The sequence below is a fragment of the Vibrio navarrensis genome, assembly GCF_000764325.1.
GTDB classification, from domain to species: Bacteria; Pseudomonadota; Gammaproteobacteria; order Enterobacterales; family Vibrionaceae; genus Vibrio; species Vibrio navarrensis.
On sequence record NZ_JMCG01000002.1, the window covers coordinates 634,989 to 649,127 of the forward strand.

Here is a 14,139-nt window from a genome sequence, read left to right on the forward strand (position 1 = left end):
TTAGAATTAGTACGCCGCAGGATCGGCGACTTGGTCTGTCACTTCTAATGTATTTAGTAGATTGGTTAGCAAGCTAGATGCACCAAAACGGTAGTGCATATTATCCGCCCACTCAGCACCTAGGATCTCATCTGCCATTGCTAAGTAAGCCGCAGCGTCTTCCGCAGTACGCACACCGCCAGCTGGCTTGAAGCCCACTTTTTCAGCCACACCCATGTCACGAATCACTTCGAGCATCATACGTGCATATTCAGGGGTTGCGTTGACTGGCACTTTACCCGTTGAAGTTTTGATAAAGTCGGCACCCGCTTCAATACAGATTTGCGATGCTTTCTTAATCAACGCTTCTTCTTTTAGCTCACCGGTTTCGATGATCACTTTCAGAAGAATATCGCCACAGGCTTCTTTACATTGCTTAACCAGTTCAAAGCCGACTTTTTCATCACCAGCGATCAGCGCGCGGTATGGAAAAACAACGTCAACTTCATCAGCACCGTAAGCGACCGCAGCTTTGGTTTCTGCCACGGCGATAGCGATATCATCGTTACCGTGTGGGAAGTTGGTTACGGTCGCAATGCGAACCTCTGGTGTACCTTGCTCACGAAGTGTCTTCTTAGCAATAGGAATAAAGCGAGGGTAAATACAGATCGCAGCCGTGTTACCTACAGGCGTTTTGGCGTCATGACAAAGCTTGATGACTTTCGCATCTGTGTCATCGTCATTTAGCGTGGTTAGGTCCATAAGTTTCAGTGCACGTAGTGCTGCTGCTTTTAAATCGCTCATTTCTATCTCCGATCAATATTCAAAAATTTTACTACTCAGCCCCTTTTCCCTGTTTCTGCTCACCTCAAAAGCAAACAGCAACTCAGCAAAAAGGTCTTTGCTAAACAGTCATTGATGAACGGACTTGGTTCCCTGAAGACTCGGCAGTCATTACTTGCCAATTGCTATCCTTGTCACCGCACAGTACCAATTTGGCCTATGGCACAACAATCTATGATTGCGGTGTCTTTTTATCTGCACTTGGTGTAAGTCGCTCTATCAGCTTAGCGACCAAGGCAGAGAGTATCGGGCAGCTCATTTGCCCAAAACATATCTATTCAGATGAGCGATAAAACGTCCTGCTTCGTCCCTCTTCTGTGATTACTACATTATAGATATTCATCGCAAAACTGTAGCACCAAATAGAGCGCAAACGGTTTGTATCTCAAAAAACTCAGCCTCAACGCCCATGACGATTCGCTCTCACTGAGCCCATTTCATTCACAGTGGCGCAAAAACTGAAAACGCCCCGCAGCAATCTCTTGCTACGGGGCGAAGTTAAACGGCGTCTATAAATACTGTCTCTTAACTAACTTAGAAAGACAGGAAGAAGCCAGCGATGGTCGCTGCCATCAGGTTAGATAGCGTACCTGCTGCAACCGCTTTAACACCCATACGAGCGATGTCGTGACGACGGTTTGGCGCTAGGCCACCTAGACCACCCAGTAGAATTGCGATAGAAGAAAGGTTCGCAAAACCACACAGAGCAAAAGAGATGATTGCCGTTGTCTTAGTCGACATCACTGCACCCGTTGCCGCAACAACTTGAGCGTTCTCACCAACGTAAGGAACAAAGTTTAGGTACGCAACGAACTCGTTCACCACCAGTTTCTGGCCGATGAAAGAACCCGCTAGTGTTGCTTCTTCCCATGGCACACCGATGAGGAATGCAAGTGGAGAGAAGATGTAGCCGAGGATGATTTCTAGCGTCAGATCAGGCATACCAACCCAACCACCAGCAAGACCAAGGATACCGTTGATCAGAGCGATCAAACCGATGAATGCCAATAGCATTGCACCTACGTTCAGCGCAAGTTGCAGACCAACAGACGCACCGCCAGCGGCTGCATCGATTACGTTTGCAGGCTTGTCGTCACCGCCGTCAATCTCAGCGCCAAGATCTTCTTTTGGCGTATCAACTTCAGGTTTGATGATTTTTGCGAACAGTAGACCACCCGGTGCCGCCATGAATGATGCCGCAACTAGGTATTCTAGTGGCACACCCATTGAGGCGTAACCAGCCAGTACACCACCAGCAACAGAAGCAAGACCACCACACATTACTGCAAACAGTTCAGATTGCGTCATGTGAGGAACAAACGGACGAACCACAAGTGGCGCTTCAGTTTGACCTACGAAGATGTTTGCTGCAGCAGACATTGACTCGGCGCGAGACGTGCCCAGTGCTTTCTGCAGGCCACCACCAAGGATCTTGATAACCCACTGCATCACACCAATGTAGTAAAGTACAGAGATAAGTGCTGAGAAGAAAATCAGTGTTGGTAGTACTTGGAAGGCAAAAATAAAGCCGATACCGTCAACTGAGAAGTTAACTAGGCTGCCGAACAAGAAACCAGTACCGTCTTTACCGAAGTCGATAACGCTTTGAACACCAGCAGAGAAACCTGCTAGTAGATCACGACCCCATGGTACGTAAAGAACGAAACCACCGATGATAAATTGGATAGCAAAAGCGCCACCCACAGTTCTTAGATTGATAGCTTTGCGGTTGTCAGACAGTAAGAATGCAATTCCTAGCAATACTGCCATGCCGACTAGGCTCATAAACAGGCTCATAGTTTATGACTTCCTTATTAAGTTATTTATTGGCGTGTTACAAAATGGAGCTATAAAGCGGAGGCAATTATACTCACGCCTTAACAATTAAAGTAATGCCACCTTCACACTTTCCCATCAGACTCGGTGCAAATTCACTTTTGTTTGTGAGTATCTTCACAATAATATATGAGACGACATATCGTTTAAGTGGGAATGTTAGATTTTATTCACAGATAGAGAATAGCGAATTGCTATTTTTCCAAAGTTGCGAAGCAACCGTTTGCTTTGTCTGATTTCTCAGCTCACAGAGTATAGTCAAGATGTTAACTATTTGTGATGGCGTATTTACTCCCCCTTGATAACCATTCAGTGGCATATCTGGCGCGTCGGTTTCCAAAAGCAGATGCTCAAGCGGCAGTTTCGCCACCGCTTGGCGAGTTTTGTTGGCGCGCGGATAGGTGATTGTGCCGCCAATACCGAGCGAGAAGCCCAATCTCACCCACTCCATCCCTTGTTCATAACTGCCTGAGAATGCATGCAGTACGCCCCCTTTAGGCAAATTAGCGGCTTTGACCATCTGGATCAGGCGATTGTGCGCCTTACGGCAATGTAAAATAACCGGCAGACCATACTGCCTCGCTAACTCAAATTGCCACTGCAACGCTTCTTCTTGTAAGGCAGGGTCAACCTTAATGGCAAAATCTAGCCCACATTCACCAATGGCGACACAGCGCGTCGGACGCGCATCCAATCGTGCCATCAGTTGTGTTTGGTAAAGCGTATAGTCAGCTTTTAAGAAATAAGGGTGCAGGCCGAGTGCGTAGTAAATCTCTGGATGTTGCGATGACAGCTCAGCGACTCGCGACCAATTTTCCGGACCAACGGAAGGAATAAGGAATCGCTTCACACCCACGTGCTGAGCAGATTGCAAGATATGCGAAAAGTCGGTCTCAAACAGCGGAAAATCGAGGTGGCAATGACTATCAAACAGCGTCATTTTTATTGCGTTCTCGCGCAGGATCTTGTTTGTAAGGTACACAACTGCGTTTTTGCTCCGGCGTTAAACCAAGCTCTCGGCACCAATCGTCGTAGCGCTTTAACCACTTTTTCAACCACTGCATACTCATCACCTCTACACTGTTTTACTCACCATATAAAAAAGCGCCCCGGGCTGCAAACCCAGGGCGACGATTCTCAATCACTCAGCGCTTAGTGCTCACGCGTGGCACGGAACTCAACCTCAGGGAAGCGTTCTTTGGCTAAGTTCAAGTTGACCATGGTTGGCGCGATATAGGTAAGGTTGTTACCGCCATCCAGCGCTAGGTTGGCTTGGTTCTTACGTTGGAACTCATCGAGTTTCTTCGCATCCGCACATTCAACCCAACGGGCCGTAGCAACGTTTACCCCCTCGTAGATCGCTTCCACGTTGTATTCTGATTTCAAACGCGCCACCACCACGTCAAACTGCAGCACACCGACCGCGCCGACTATCAAATCGTTGTTTTGCAGCGGGCGAAATACCTGTACTGCACCTTCTTCAGACAGCTGAACCAGCCCTTTGAGCAGTTGTTTTTGCTTTAGAGGATCGCGTAGACGAATACGACGGAATAGCTCTGGAGCAAAGTTGGGAATACCCGAGAACTTCAGTGTTTCACCTTGAGTAAAGGTGTCACCGATTTGAATTGTGCCGTGGTTGTGCAAACCAATGATGTCACCGGCGTAGGCATCCTCAGCACGAGAACGGTCCCCCGCCATAAAGGTCACGGCATCCGAAATATTGACCTGTTTACCAAGGCGAACATGGTTCATTTTCATCCCTTGGTTGTAAGTACCAGATACAATGCGCATGAAAGCGATGCGGTCACGGTGTTTCGGATCCATATTCGCTTGGATCTTAAACACGAACCCAGTAAATTTGTCTTCGGTCGCTTCTACCTGACGCTCATTGGCCATACGCGGCAGTGGCGCAGGCGCCCATTGGGTCAGGCCATCTAGCATGTGATCAACACCAAAGTTACCTAAAGCGGTACCAAAGAAAACCGGCGTCAGTTCGCCTTTAAGGAACATCTCCAGATCAAATTCATGCGAAGCGCCCAGTACCAACTCGAGCTCTTCGCGCAGTTGCTCAGCCAGATCAGCGCCAATTTCATTATCCAGCTCTGGATTGTCTAATCCTTTGATAATGCGCTCTTCTTGGATCGTGTGGCCGTGACCAGTGGCGTACAAAATCGTTTCATCGCGGTGAATGTGGTAGACACCTTTGAACTCTTTACCACAGCCGATTGGCCAAGAGACAGGTGCACACGCGATACTGAGTTCGCTTTCAACTTCGTCCAGCAGCTCCATCGGATCGCGAATATCACGGTCCAGTTTGTTCATGAAGGTGACGATCGGTGTATCACGCAGGCGAGTAACTTCCATCAGCTTACGTGTTCGATCTTCAACACCTTTGGCGGCATCGATCACCATCAAGCACGAGTCAACGGCCGTCAGCGTACGATAGGTATCCTCAGAGAAGTCTTCGTGTCCGGGAGTATCCAGCAGGTTGACCAAGCAGTCATTGTAAGGAAACTGCATCACAGAAGTGGTCACCGAGATGCCACGCTCTTTCTCCATTTCCATCCAGTCGGATTTGGCATGCTGGCTTGAGCCGCGACCTTTCACGGTACCAGCAGTCTGAATAGCACGTCCGAATAACAGGACTTTTTCTGTGATGGTGGTTTTACCCGCATCCGGGTGCGAGATAATAGCGAACGTTCTGCGCTTGGCAACTTCGCTCAAAAATGGAGCATTTGACATGAAACTGGTCTTCTTGTGTTTTCTGGACGGGGAAACGGGCGGCTATCGCTTTTGCTCAATAACCCTTGCAGATAGGAATCTGCGGCGCCCCTTCCTAAGGTAGATTCAATTTTGCGCGGTATTCTCGCCTATTATTCGCCAATCGGCAACTCTGGACATGCGCTCAACGGTAACTCAACGGCCTGCGAGTGGGCAAAATTCCATCACAATGGCACGACTTTTCAACATCTATGTGTAGCAACACAAACAATTTTATCTCGTTCAAGTATTTTGGGTTACTTGGCTATATGTTCTATAACTATAGGAGTAAGAAGGATTGGTTGACGGTATGCTAAAAAATAAAAAAGTACATTCTTTAGCTTTTAAGCAGGCAAGAACCGTGTTTCTGGTTTCGGTTGTACTTGGCCTGTGTTTTAGCTTGTACCATATCCTGATTGATCTCCATCAGGAGCAGCGGCGCATCGAAGAACACTACCAGTTTAAGTTGATGCAAAATTACTCCAACGCCAGCCAAGCGGCATACCACTTAAATCACCTGCTCGCAGAGCAAGTCGCCTCCAGTTTGATGATGGATAACGCCGTCTACAGTGTCGCGATTGTCGACGATTTCGGTGAGGTTCTCACGCAAAAAAATAGGCCGATTGAAGCTCAAGATATGGTCACGCAACTGCTCTCGACCATCTTGACGCCCGCCACACCGTTTTACAAAACGGAGCTCCACCAGCCCAACTCAAACGTGGTGGTTGGCACGCTCAGCTTTTCCGTCAATGGTTCCAGTATTGCCGAAGCCTTTATCAACAAATCGAGCCGTATCCTGTTATTTGATTTGTTTCGCAATATTCTACTGACCACCATTTTGTTAGCGTTTTTCTACGTCAAGCTCTCCAAGCCGATCATTAGGTTAAATAATTGGGTGAATTCGCTGCAAAACCGCAAAACGGCGATAGAGCTACCACCAAGAAACAGTAATGATGAGCTCGGTCGTTTGGCGCTCTCTTTTCACAATTTATGGCAAGCGCGCGCGGCGGCGGAAAGCCAGTTAAACCAACTGGCTTACTACGATACGCTGACTGGACTTGCTAACCGCAGCCTGCTGCTGAAAACGCTCAATGATAGTTTGAATGAAGCACTACGTAATAACAGCAATGGCGTTTTGTTCTACATGGATTTGGATCGTTTCAAAACCATCAACGATTCGCTCGGTCACACCATCGGCGACAATCTAATGCGAGCCATTGCCAAGCGTTTGGAGGGTTGGCTACACGATGGCGAAACGGCAGCTCGTATCGGTGGCGATGAGTTCGCCATTCTGATCCCGAGCTTGTCACTAGAGCATGCGGCAAACAAAGCTCAGCAGCTACTCGCTTTAATATCAAATCCTTATTCGATTGATGACCACCAACTCTACTGCACGGTGAGTATTGGCATTTCCAAGTTCCCCAGTGAAGGCATTTCTAGCATTGACGTTTTGCGCCAAGCCGATACGGCGCTCTATCGCGCTAAAGTCGCTGGACGCAACAAATACATGTTTTATGAGCCAGAAATGCACGCTCAAGTTGAGTCGTTTCTGGAGATTGAAAAAGGTCTGCATGAAGCCCTACATCAACAACAACTTGAACTCTATTATCAACCTCAAGTGAACGACAAGATGCAGATCATTGGCGTGGAAGCCTTAATTCGTTGGAATCACCCGGAACGTGGATTACTCCCTCCTGGTGTTTTCATGCCTATTGCCGAAGAAACCGGGCAAATTCTGTCAATCGGTGACTGGATTATCGAACAAGCTTGTTACCAGTACGCGCAGTGGAAAAAATTGGGCGTTTTACCGGACACCTTCCGTCGCTTAGCAATCAACATCAGCCCACTGCAGTTTTCTCAACAGTTTTTTGTCGAGCACATTACCCATGCCCTTAAACAAGCGGGGATTTCCGGCGAGCATATCGAGCTGGAAATTACGGAAAGTTTGCTGTTAGAGAACGTGGAAAGCGCGATGAACAAGATGGCGCAGCTCAAAGAGCTTGATCTGAAAATTTCCATCGACGATTTCGGTACTGGCTACTCATCCCTGCGTTACCTCAAACATTTGGCGGTAGACGTGCTGAAAATCGACCGCTCCTTTGTTACCCAATTGCATCTGGATCAAAGCGACCAAGCGATCGTCGACACCATTATCATGACCGCGGACCGTCTCAACTTAGAAGTGATCGCCGAAGGGGTGGAAGAGCACGAAGAGATGGAAGCGTTAATGAAGCTCGGTTGTGGGCAGTTTCAGGGCTATCTCTTTGATAAGCCCCAACCGGTTGATGTCATCACGCAAAGATTAAAAGAGAACAGCTACGGAGAAACCCGAGCCGCAGCGATGCTCAAAAGCAGTTGAACAGATAGCTCATGATGATGGCATCTTCTTGACCAGTTTGGGTCGGGTAGTAATTACGGCGACGATCCACCTCGTTAAAGCCCGCTTCTTGATATAAGGCCAATGCACGCTGGTTACTCTCACGCACCTCCAGCCAAGCGCTTTCTGCGTTTTGTTGCTCACCTAACTCAATAAAAGACTCCAGCAGGTGACGTCCGTACCCTTTGCCTTGCTGCGTCGGACAAACAGCGATATTGAGTAAAGTCAGCTCACCGACAATATTTTGCGCGTAAAAGTAGCCCACTACGTTGCCATCAACCAACATCACGTGATGCATTGCACCACGGCTGGAGAGATCGCGGATCAAGCTTTGCGCCCAAGGGTGGGAGTGAGCGCGAGTTTCTATCTGATAAACCGCGTCGAGGTGCTCGACGTTCATAGCGACTAAAGTACAACTCATTTCTATTTACTCATAAGCACAAATTTGCTGCCAAAGCGCACGGCGATGCTCGGTATTTCCGTCGATGTCACTCAATGCAGGAGAGTGCAGTACTTTCACCGTCGCTGGCACTATTTGAGTCACTGTACCAGCAAACCAGATCCAAGTGAGAGGTTCTAGGTTCACCTGCGCAAGCTCTGCGGGAGAGACGTGTCTGGCTTGTGAAAGCTCAAGCTTGATGCTCTTCAGCACTCTTTCAAACAGTTGCGCAGTGTGATTTTTGGGGCACTGTTCTGCCACCAATAGCAAGCAACACTCTGCTGACAAATCGATTTGAGCAAATTGGAAACCTGCCAACCGCTCAGGATGCGTAAGTTCCCAGGTGGCGATACCCATTTGCTGTAAGTAGAGTTTTTCGTTTTCTGACATCATCTGACCATTTCCATCAACGGCGCAATAGTATCAAAAATTTGTCGTCGAGTCAGAGTAAGTCTGACACTGACTTTGTGCGAAGCTTGGAGCACCAAACGACCTGTACAGCAGGCCGTTTGGCTTAAAACATGGAAAATTCCGCACTGTACTCAATGTTACCTTGGCGTCCCTGAAATTCATTGTCAGCTAACGCGAGCGATTGAAAAGCCCCTTCAGGCACCTCCCACTGGCATGCAAATCCCAACTCACTCGCAGCCGTAAAACCAAAACGGTGGTAGTAGGCCGGATTGCCCAACACAAAGCAGGCCGGATAACCGAATTCCGCCAAGCAGGTCAGACCTTCTCGCACCAACTCGGCCCCTATGCCCTGATTTTGGTACTGCGCTTTGACCGCGAGCGGCGCCAAGCCTTGCCATGAAAAGTCCTCACCATTGAGCGTCACCGGAGAAAACATCGCGTGGCCGATCACTTCCCCTTCTTCACTGCACGCCACCAGCGATAAAGTCAAACGCCCGTTCTCACGCAGCGCCATCACCAAGTTCGCTTCAGCGTCGGTGGGAAACACCGCTTTGAGCAGTGCATCAATCGCCAGGAGATCCGCTGGCGCTTCAGTTCGAATAAGCATTTACAACCCCATTGTGTGTTTGGGCTGATTGTACTCCCTTATAAACGAACTCGGCCAGTTGATTTAACAACTGTTGTAGCGCTTTCGGTAACTGTTCTAAATCAACGCTATCCATCAGATTTTTCACTTCTAGACCTAATTCCGTATCGCCTTCAATTGACAAACGACGTTGGAAAAAGAGGGTGTCTGGGTCTTCTTTACGTCCAGCGATCAGCACCAGATCATTGAGATTACCGGCGAAGCTCACCGACGCTTCCACCTCATTCTTGGCCACCACCAGTTGTTCATTCTGATAGCTGATATACCAATACAGTTGCAGGTCTTTTATCTCTACTTTTAGCCACTTATCTTGTAGAAACTCAAAATCACCATCATCGAGCGCTTCTTTAAAAACCAGTTTCAGCCCTTCAAGCAAGGCTTTTTTCTGTACAGCTTGCGGCAATAACTGGACTGGAGATCGCAAAATTGATGCGGCGTTTTGAACTAGTTGACAGCGAATCTTGTTTATCACGCTCATTTTCCGTTACTTTGTCAAAGGAGCATCTATCTTAGTGGATAGCATGAGAGGAATACCTGTTGTGCATCAAAAAAGACTTTTATACCGATTGCATAACCACACTGAGTAAATAGATGACAATGTCCGACGTTTTTTTGACCTTTGATAATTTATTGTCACTATTGTATTGATAAACCCTTTAATAAGCATACTTTCACAGTTATAGTTAGATGGCTCTGCGTTTTTCATTACATGGACGAATAATCACGCTCTCTGGAGCTCGGTAGTACTTTAATGCCATCCAAGCAATTACATCATTGGTTTAAGACACTTACAGCCAACAGCCCATTCTTCTTTGCTATCCTCGATCGTCAGCATGGCTACTGCATGGTCAATGAACGCTATTGCGATATCGCGGGACTCTCTGAGCAAGAGTTGATCGGCATGAATGATGCGAAAATTCTCGGCGAAAATTTCTACCAAAAACTACGCCCCTACTATCAACGTGCGTTTGACGGTGAATTTATAGAGGCGGAAGTGACGCTGGATGAAACCGATCTGGAAACCAGCTTGCATTTCAGCCTATCGCCACTGCGCGACGAAAATGGCATACAACACATCGTTTTTCATTCCATCGACACCTCAGAAAAACAGATTTTAATCAAGTCGCTCGAAGAATCAGAAAGTAAGTTCTCACAGTTGACGCAACTGCTACCAGACGGTTTGCTGCTGGTTGAGGATGATTCGGTTTTATTTGCCAATCCAGCTGCTGCTCGGCTGCTGGGTTTTAACTCCCCTCATGACTTGCTCGGGGAAGAGCTGAGCCGCTTGTTCATCGATGAAAAGACCAAAATGGTCTTTCGCCACAAGCTTTCAACGCTGCTTTCCAGCAAAGCGTTTGTCTGTATGACCAGTGCACGTTGCGGTTTCGAGCGCCGCGTTCAGTTGCATGCCGACAACACCACGGTATTGGGCAACCAGTCACAACTCATTTTGATTCAAGATGCGGATGAAACGCCCAAACAGCTTTCTAATCAAGGCGATGACGATATTCATATCGACTCTCTGACTAAGCTGTATAACCGCTTTGGCTTTACCAAACGACTGGAACAGCTAATAAAAAACCAAACGCCGCTGCTGCTTTTGTATTTGGACATCGACAACTTCAAAAACATCAACGACTCGCTAGGCCACCATATTGGCGATCGTGTGATTTTGGAGGTCTCTGCGCGCTTAAAACGCCTTTTACCACAGCATGCCGTGATTGGCCATTTAGGTGGAGATGAGTTTGGTGTCATTTTGCCCGAACCGGAAAACAACCGCATGGCAGAGCTGTTGTCAGATAGAATCATCGCTTTGATCAATCAACCTTTTGATCTGCACCATTTCAGCAAACGCCTTGCCTGCTCGATTGGCAGCGTACGCTACCCAGAAGATGGGCAAGACGCTCGTGTCCTGCTGCAAAATGCCGATACTGCGATGTACGAAGCCAAAGATCGCGGCCGCAATCGTCTGATCAAATTTAATGATCAGATGAACAAAGAAGCGCGCATGCGCTTATGGCTGGAGATCGAACTGCAAAAAGCGCTGCAACAAAATGGCTTGGAAGTGTGGTATCAACCCAAAGTGAATGCGCGTGACTTCAGCATTAATGGCGCTGAAGCCTTAGTGCGCTGGAAACACCCGGTCGAAGGTTACATCAGCCCAGCCGCGTTCATTCCGGTCGCCGAAAAAGCGGGCCTTATTGAGCACTTAGGCCGCGTGGTAATGCGTGAAGTGTTTAACACGGTTAAACGCTGGAAGCTGCAAGGTATTTTGCCCGGTCGGGTGGCAATCAACCTCTCTCCCGAGCAGTTCGGTAATCCACAATTGATTGATTTTATGGAAAAGCTGCTCAGAACCACAGAGCTCGATCCTGGCTGCATCACCTTTGAACTGACCGAGAGCGCGGTAATGAGCGACAGCGAGCATACGCTGCAAATGCTCAACTCCATCAAAAAATTAGGCTTTTCATTATCGATAGATGATTTTGGTACCGGCTATTCATCCCTAGCCTACCTCGCTCGCTTTCCGATTGATGAACTGAAAATTGACCGTGCGTTTATCAACGACATTGACGTGTTACCCAAACAAGTCACGGTGATCGAAAACATCATCAATCTCGGCAAATCGCTGGATCTCACTGTGGTGGCAGAAGGGGTGGAAACCCATCAACAAGCCGCTTTGCTTTCTAATTTACGTTGTCACTCTATCCAAGGCTTTCACTTCTATCGCCCTCAGCCTAAGCATGAAATCGAAGAGTTATTCGCACAAAACCGTCGCCACAAAAACTAATCAATGTTGGCTATTAGCCCTTTATCACCACTACCCATAATGGGTAAATATCGGATTTATTGCGACAAACCTAATTTACATCAAATCGACTATTCATAATCCTTCATAAAATGCTGCCACCTTTTCGTCTCGATTTTAGACAGCATATGGAACTCCTTTGCCCGGCAGGTAACCTCCCTGCGCTAAAAACCGCCATCGATTGCGGTGCCGATGCGGTGTACATCGGTTTTAAAGATGATACCAACGCCCGCCATTTTGCTGGCCTTAACTTTACTGGCAAAAAACTGGATAAAGCGGTTGAGTACGTCCACGACCGACAAAAAAAAATCCACGTAGCATTAAACACCTTTGCCCATCCGGATGGTTTTCATCGCTGGACTGACGCCGTGGACAGGGCCGCTGAGATCGGCGTGGATGCTCTGATTATTGCAGACATCGCCATTTTGCAATACGCCGCCGAGAAGTACCCTGAATTAGAGCTGCATCTTTCAGTACAAGCTTCCGCCACCAACGTCGCGGCTATCGAGTTCTACAAGCAGAATTTCAACGTCAAACGTGTCGTGCTACCACGTGTTCTTTCCATCCATCAAGTGAAACAGCTCTCCAGAAACACCCCCAAGGACGTTGAACTGGAAGTGTTTGCTTTCGGTAGCTTGTGCATCATGTCGGAAGGTCGCTGCTATCTCTCTTCCTACTTAACTGGCGAGTCACCGAACACCGTCGGAGCCTGTTCGCCCGCTAAATATGTTCGCTGGCAAGAAACCGACACGGGGCTAGAATCAAGATTGAACAACATTTTGATCGACCGATACACACACGGAGAAAACGCAGGTTACCCGACGCTGTGTAAAGGTCGCTTTGAGGCGGATATTGAGGGCGAACGCAAACGCTATCACGCACTGGAAGAACCCACCAGCCTCAATACCCTTTCACTCTTGCCGGAACTATTTGCCGCCAATGTGGCCTCGGTGAAGATCGAAGGGCGACAACGTAGCCCCGCTTACGTCGAACAAGTCACTCGTACCTGGCGCGCAGCCATCGATCACTACCAAGCCAACCCACAAGCTTATCAGGTGCAAGAGGCGTGGAACGCCGCACTGGCCAATGTTTCAGAAGGCCGACAAACCACGCTCGGCGCCTACCATCGCCAGTGGCAGTAACGAGGAATTAGCATGAAATACTCACTTGGCCCTTTGCTGTACTTTTGGCCAAAACAGAATGTCGAAGCCTTCTACCAACAGGCAAAGCAGAGCTCAGCCGACATCATCTATCTAGGTGAATCGGTCTGTTCAAAGCGACGTGAAATGAAACCCGCTCACTGGTTTGAGTTGGCTAAAGAGCTCTCTTCGGCAGGAAAACAAGTGGTGCTTTCGACCATGGCACTACTTGAAGCTCCTAGCGAAGTCAATGTGATGAAGAAATACATCGACAATGGTGACTTTGCCATCGAAGCCAACGACGTGGCCGCGATTCAAATGGCGCATGAAAAAAAGGTGCCGTTTATCGTCGGCCCAGCGATAAACTGCTACAACGCCCACACGCTCAATGTGTTGCTAAAGCAAGGCATGATTCGCTGGTGTATGCCGGTTGAGCTGTCAAAACAGTGGTTACAAAACGTCTTAACTCAATGTGAGTCACTCGGCATCCGTCAGCAGTTTGAAGTGGAAGTATTCAGCCACGGTTATCTGCCTTTGGCGTATTCGGCGCGTTGTTTTACCGCTCGAGCGGAGAATCGCGCCAAAGACGATTGCGAAACTTGCTGTATCAAATATCCCACAGGTATTCAGGTTTGCAGCCAAGAGGGGCAGAGCGTGTTTAACCTCAATGGCATCCAAACCCAATCCGGTTACTGCTACAACCTGATTAACGATCTGGCGGGGATGCACGGTTTGGTTGATGTGGTGCGCCTAAGCCCGCTTGGTCTGGATACCTTTTCGCAACTTGATAAGTTCATAGCCAATGAAAATGGCCAGCAACCGAGCACAATTGGTGATCATCAATGCAATGGTTACTGGCATCAGATTGCTGGACTGGAAATCAAAAACATCAGTTGAGCC

At 48.1% G+C, this 14,139-nt stretch carries 13 protein-coding genes; 4 read left to right on the forward strand and 9 right to left on the reverse strand.

Going from position 1 to position 14,139, the window contains the following annotated elements; all coding sequences use genetic code 11:
- Nucleotides 1–6: 6 nt before the first annotated feature.
- The 5 genes from deoC to prfC all read right to left on the reverse strand — a co-directional run bounded on the left by deoC (nucleotide 7) and on the right by prfC (nucleotide 5,400).
- Nucleotides 7–783: a deoxyribose-phosphate aldolase gene (gene deoC, locus EA26_RS17250; RefSeq protein WP_039430366.1), complete on the reverse strand. Its 777-nt coding sequence runs from the start codon at nucleotides 781–783 to the stop codon at nucleotides 7–9.
- Nucleotides 784–1,356: 573 nt separating this feature from the next.
- Nucleotides 1,357–2,619: a NupC/NupG family nucleoside CNT transporter gene (locus EA26_RS17255; RefSeq protein ID WP_039430367.1), complete on the reverse strand. Its 1,263-nt coding sequence runs from the start codon at nucleotides 2,617–2,619 to the stop codon at nucleotides 1,357–1,359.
- A gap of 205 nt (nucleotides 2,620–2,824) precedes the next feature.
- Nucleotides 2,825–3,598: a TatD family hydrolase gene (locus EA26_RS17260; protein WP_039430368.1), complete on the reverse strand. Its 774-nt coding sequence runs from the start codon at nucleotides 3,596–3,598 to the stop codon at nucleotides 2,825–2,827.
- Entirely contained in the window at nucleotides 3,585–3,722 is a 138-nt protein-coding gene (locus EA26_RS21905; protein ID WP_158134326.1) for a DUF5363 family protein, read from the reverse strand. The genes EA26_RS17260 and EA26_RS21905 overlap by 14 nt, the downstream gene beginning before the upstream one ends.
- Before the next feature lie 88 nt (nucleotides 3,723–3,810).
- On the reverse strand, nucleotides 3,811–5,400 hold the full coding sequence (prfC, locus tag EA26_RS17265) for a peptide chain release factor 3 (RefSeq protein WP_039430369.1): 1,590 nt from the start codon (nucleotides 5,398–5,400) through the stop codon (nucleotides 3,811–3,813).
- A gap of 328 nt (nucleotides 5,401–5,728) precedes the next feature.
- Here prfC and EA26_RS17270 point away from each other — a divergent pair, with 328 nt between their 5' ends.
- A complete protein-coding gene (locus EA26_RS17270; RefSeq protein WP_039430370.1) occupies nucleotides 5,729–7,777 on the forward strand; it encodes a putative bifunctional diguanylate cyclase/phosphodiesterase in 2,049 nt (682 codons plus the stop codon).
- Here EA26_RS17270 and rimI read toward each other — a convergent pair.
- The 4 genes from rimI to ubiT form a co-directional block, all read right to left on the reverse strand.
- Nucleotides 7,764–8,216 (reverse strand): ribosomal protein S18-alanine N-acetyltransferase, encoded by a 453-nt coding sequence (gene rimI / locus EA26_RS17275; protein WP_039430371.1) that lies wholly within the window; start codon nucleotides 8,214–8,216, stop codon nucleotides 7,764–7,766. The genes EA26_RS17270 and rimI overlap by 14 nt on opposite strands.
- Nucleotides 8,217–8,222: 6 nt before the next feature.
- On the reverse strand, nucleotides 8,223–8,624 hold the full coding sequence (locus tag EA26_RS17280) for a DNA polymerase III subunit psi (RefSeq protein WP_039431640.1): 402 nt from the start codon (nucleotides 8,622–8,624) through the stop codon (nucleotides 8,223–8,225).
- Nucleotides 8,625–8,748: 124 nt separating this feature from the next.
- Complete coding sequence (locus EA26_RS17285) at nucleotides 8,749–9,252, reverse strand: GNAT family N-acetyltransferase (RefSeq protein ID WP_039430372.1); 504 nt, start codon at nucleotides 9,250–9,252, stop codon at nucleotides 8,749–8,751.
- Complete coding sequence (gene ubiT / locus EA26_RS17290; RefSeq protein WP_039431642.1) at nucleotides 9,236–9,763, reverse strand: ubiquinone anaerobic biosynthesis accessory factor UbiT; 528 nt, start codon at nucleotides 9,761–9,763, stop codon at nucleotides 9,236–9,238. Before ubiT ends, EA26_RS17285 begins: the two co-directional genes overlap by 17 nt.
- 279 nt (nucleotides 9,764–10,042) lie before the next feature.
- On the opposite strand from ubiT, the gene EA26_RS17295 reads away from it, so the two are divergent.
- The 3 genes from EA26_RS17295 to EA26_RS17305 all read left to right on the forward strand — a co-directional run bounded on the left by EA26_RS17295 (nucleotide 10,043) and on the right by EA26_RS17305 (nucleotide 14,136).
- Nucleotides 10,043–12,082: a sensor domain-containing protein gene (locus tag EA26_RS17295; RefSeq protein ID WP_039430373.1), complete on the forward strand. Its 2,040-nt coding sequence runs from the start codon at nucleotides 10,043–10,045 to the stop codon at nucleotides 12,080–12,082.
- Nucleotides 12,083–12,228: 146 nt separating this feature from the next.
- Nucleotides 12,229–13,242, forward strand: coding sequence for a ubiquinone anaerobic biosynthesis protein UbiU (gene ubiU, locus EA26_RS17300; RefSeq protein ID WP_039430374.1), 1,014 nt, complete (start codon nucleotides 12,229–12,231; stop codon nucleotides 13,240–13,242).
- 12 nt (nucleotides 13,243–13,254) lie between these two features.
- Nucleotides 13,255–14,136, forward strand: coding sequence for a U32 family peptidase (locus tag EA26_RS17305; RefSeq protein WP_039430375.1), 882 nt, complete (start codon nucleotides 13,255–13,257; stop codon nucleotides 14,134–14,136).
- Nucleotides 14,137–14,139: the final 3 nt, after the last annotated feature.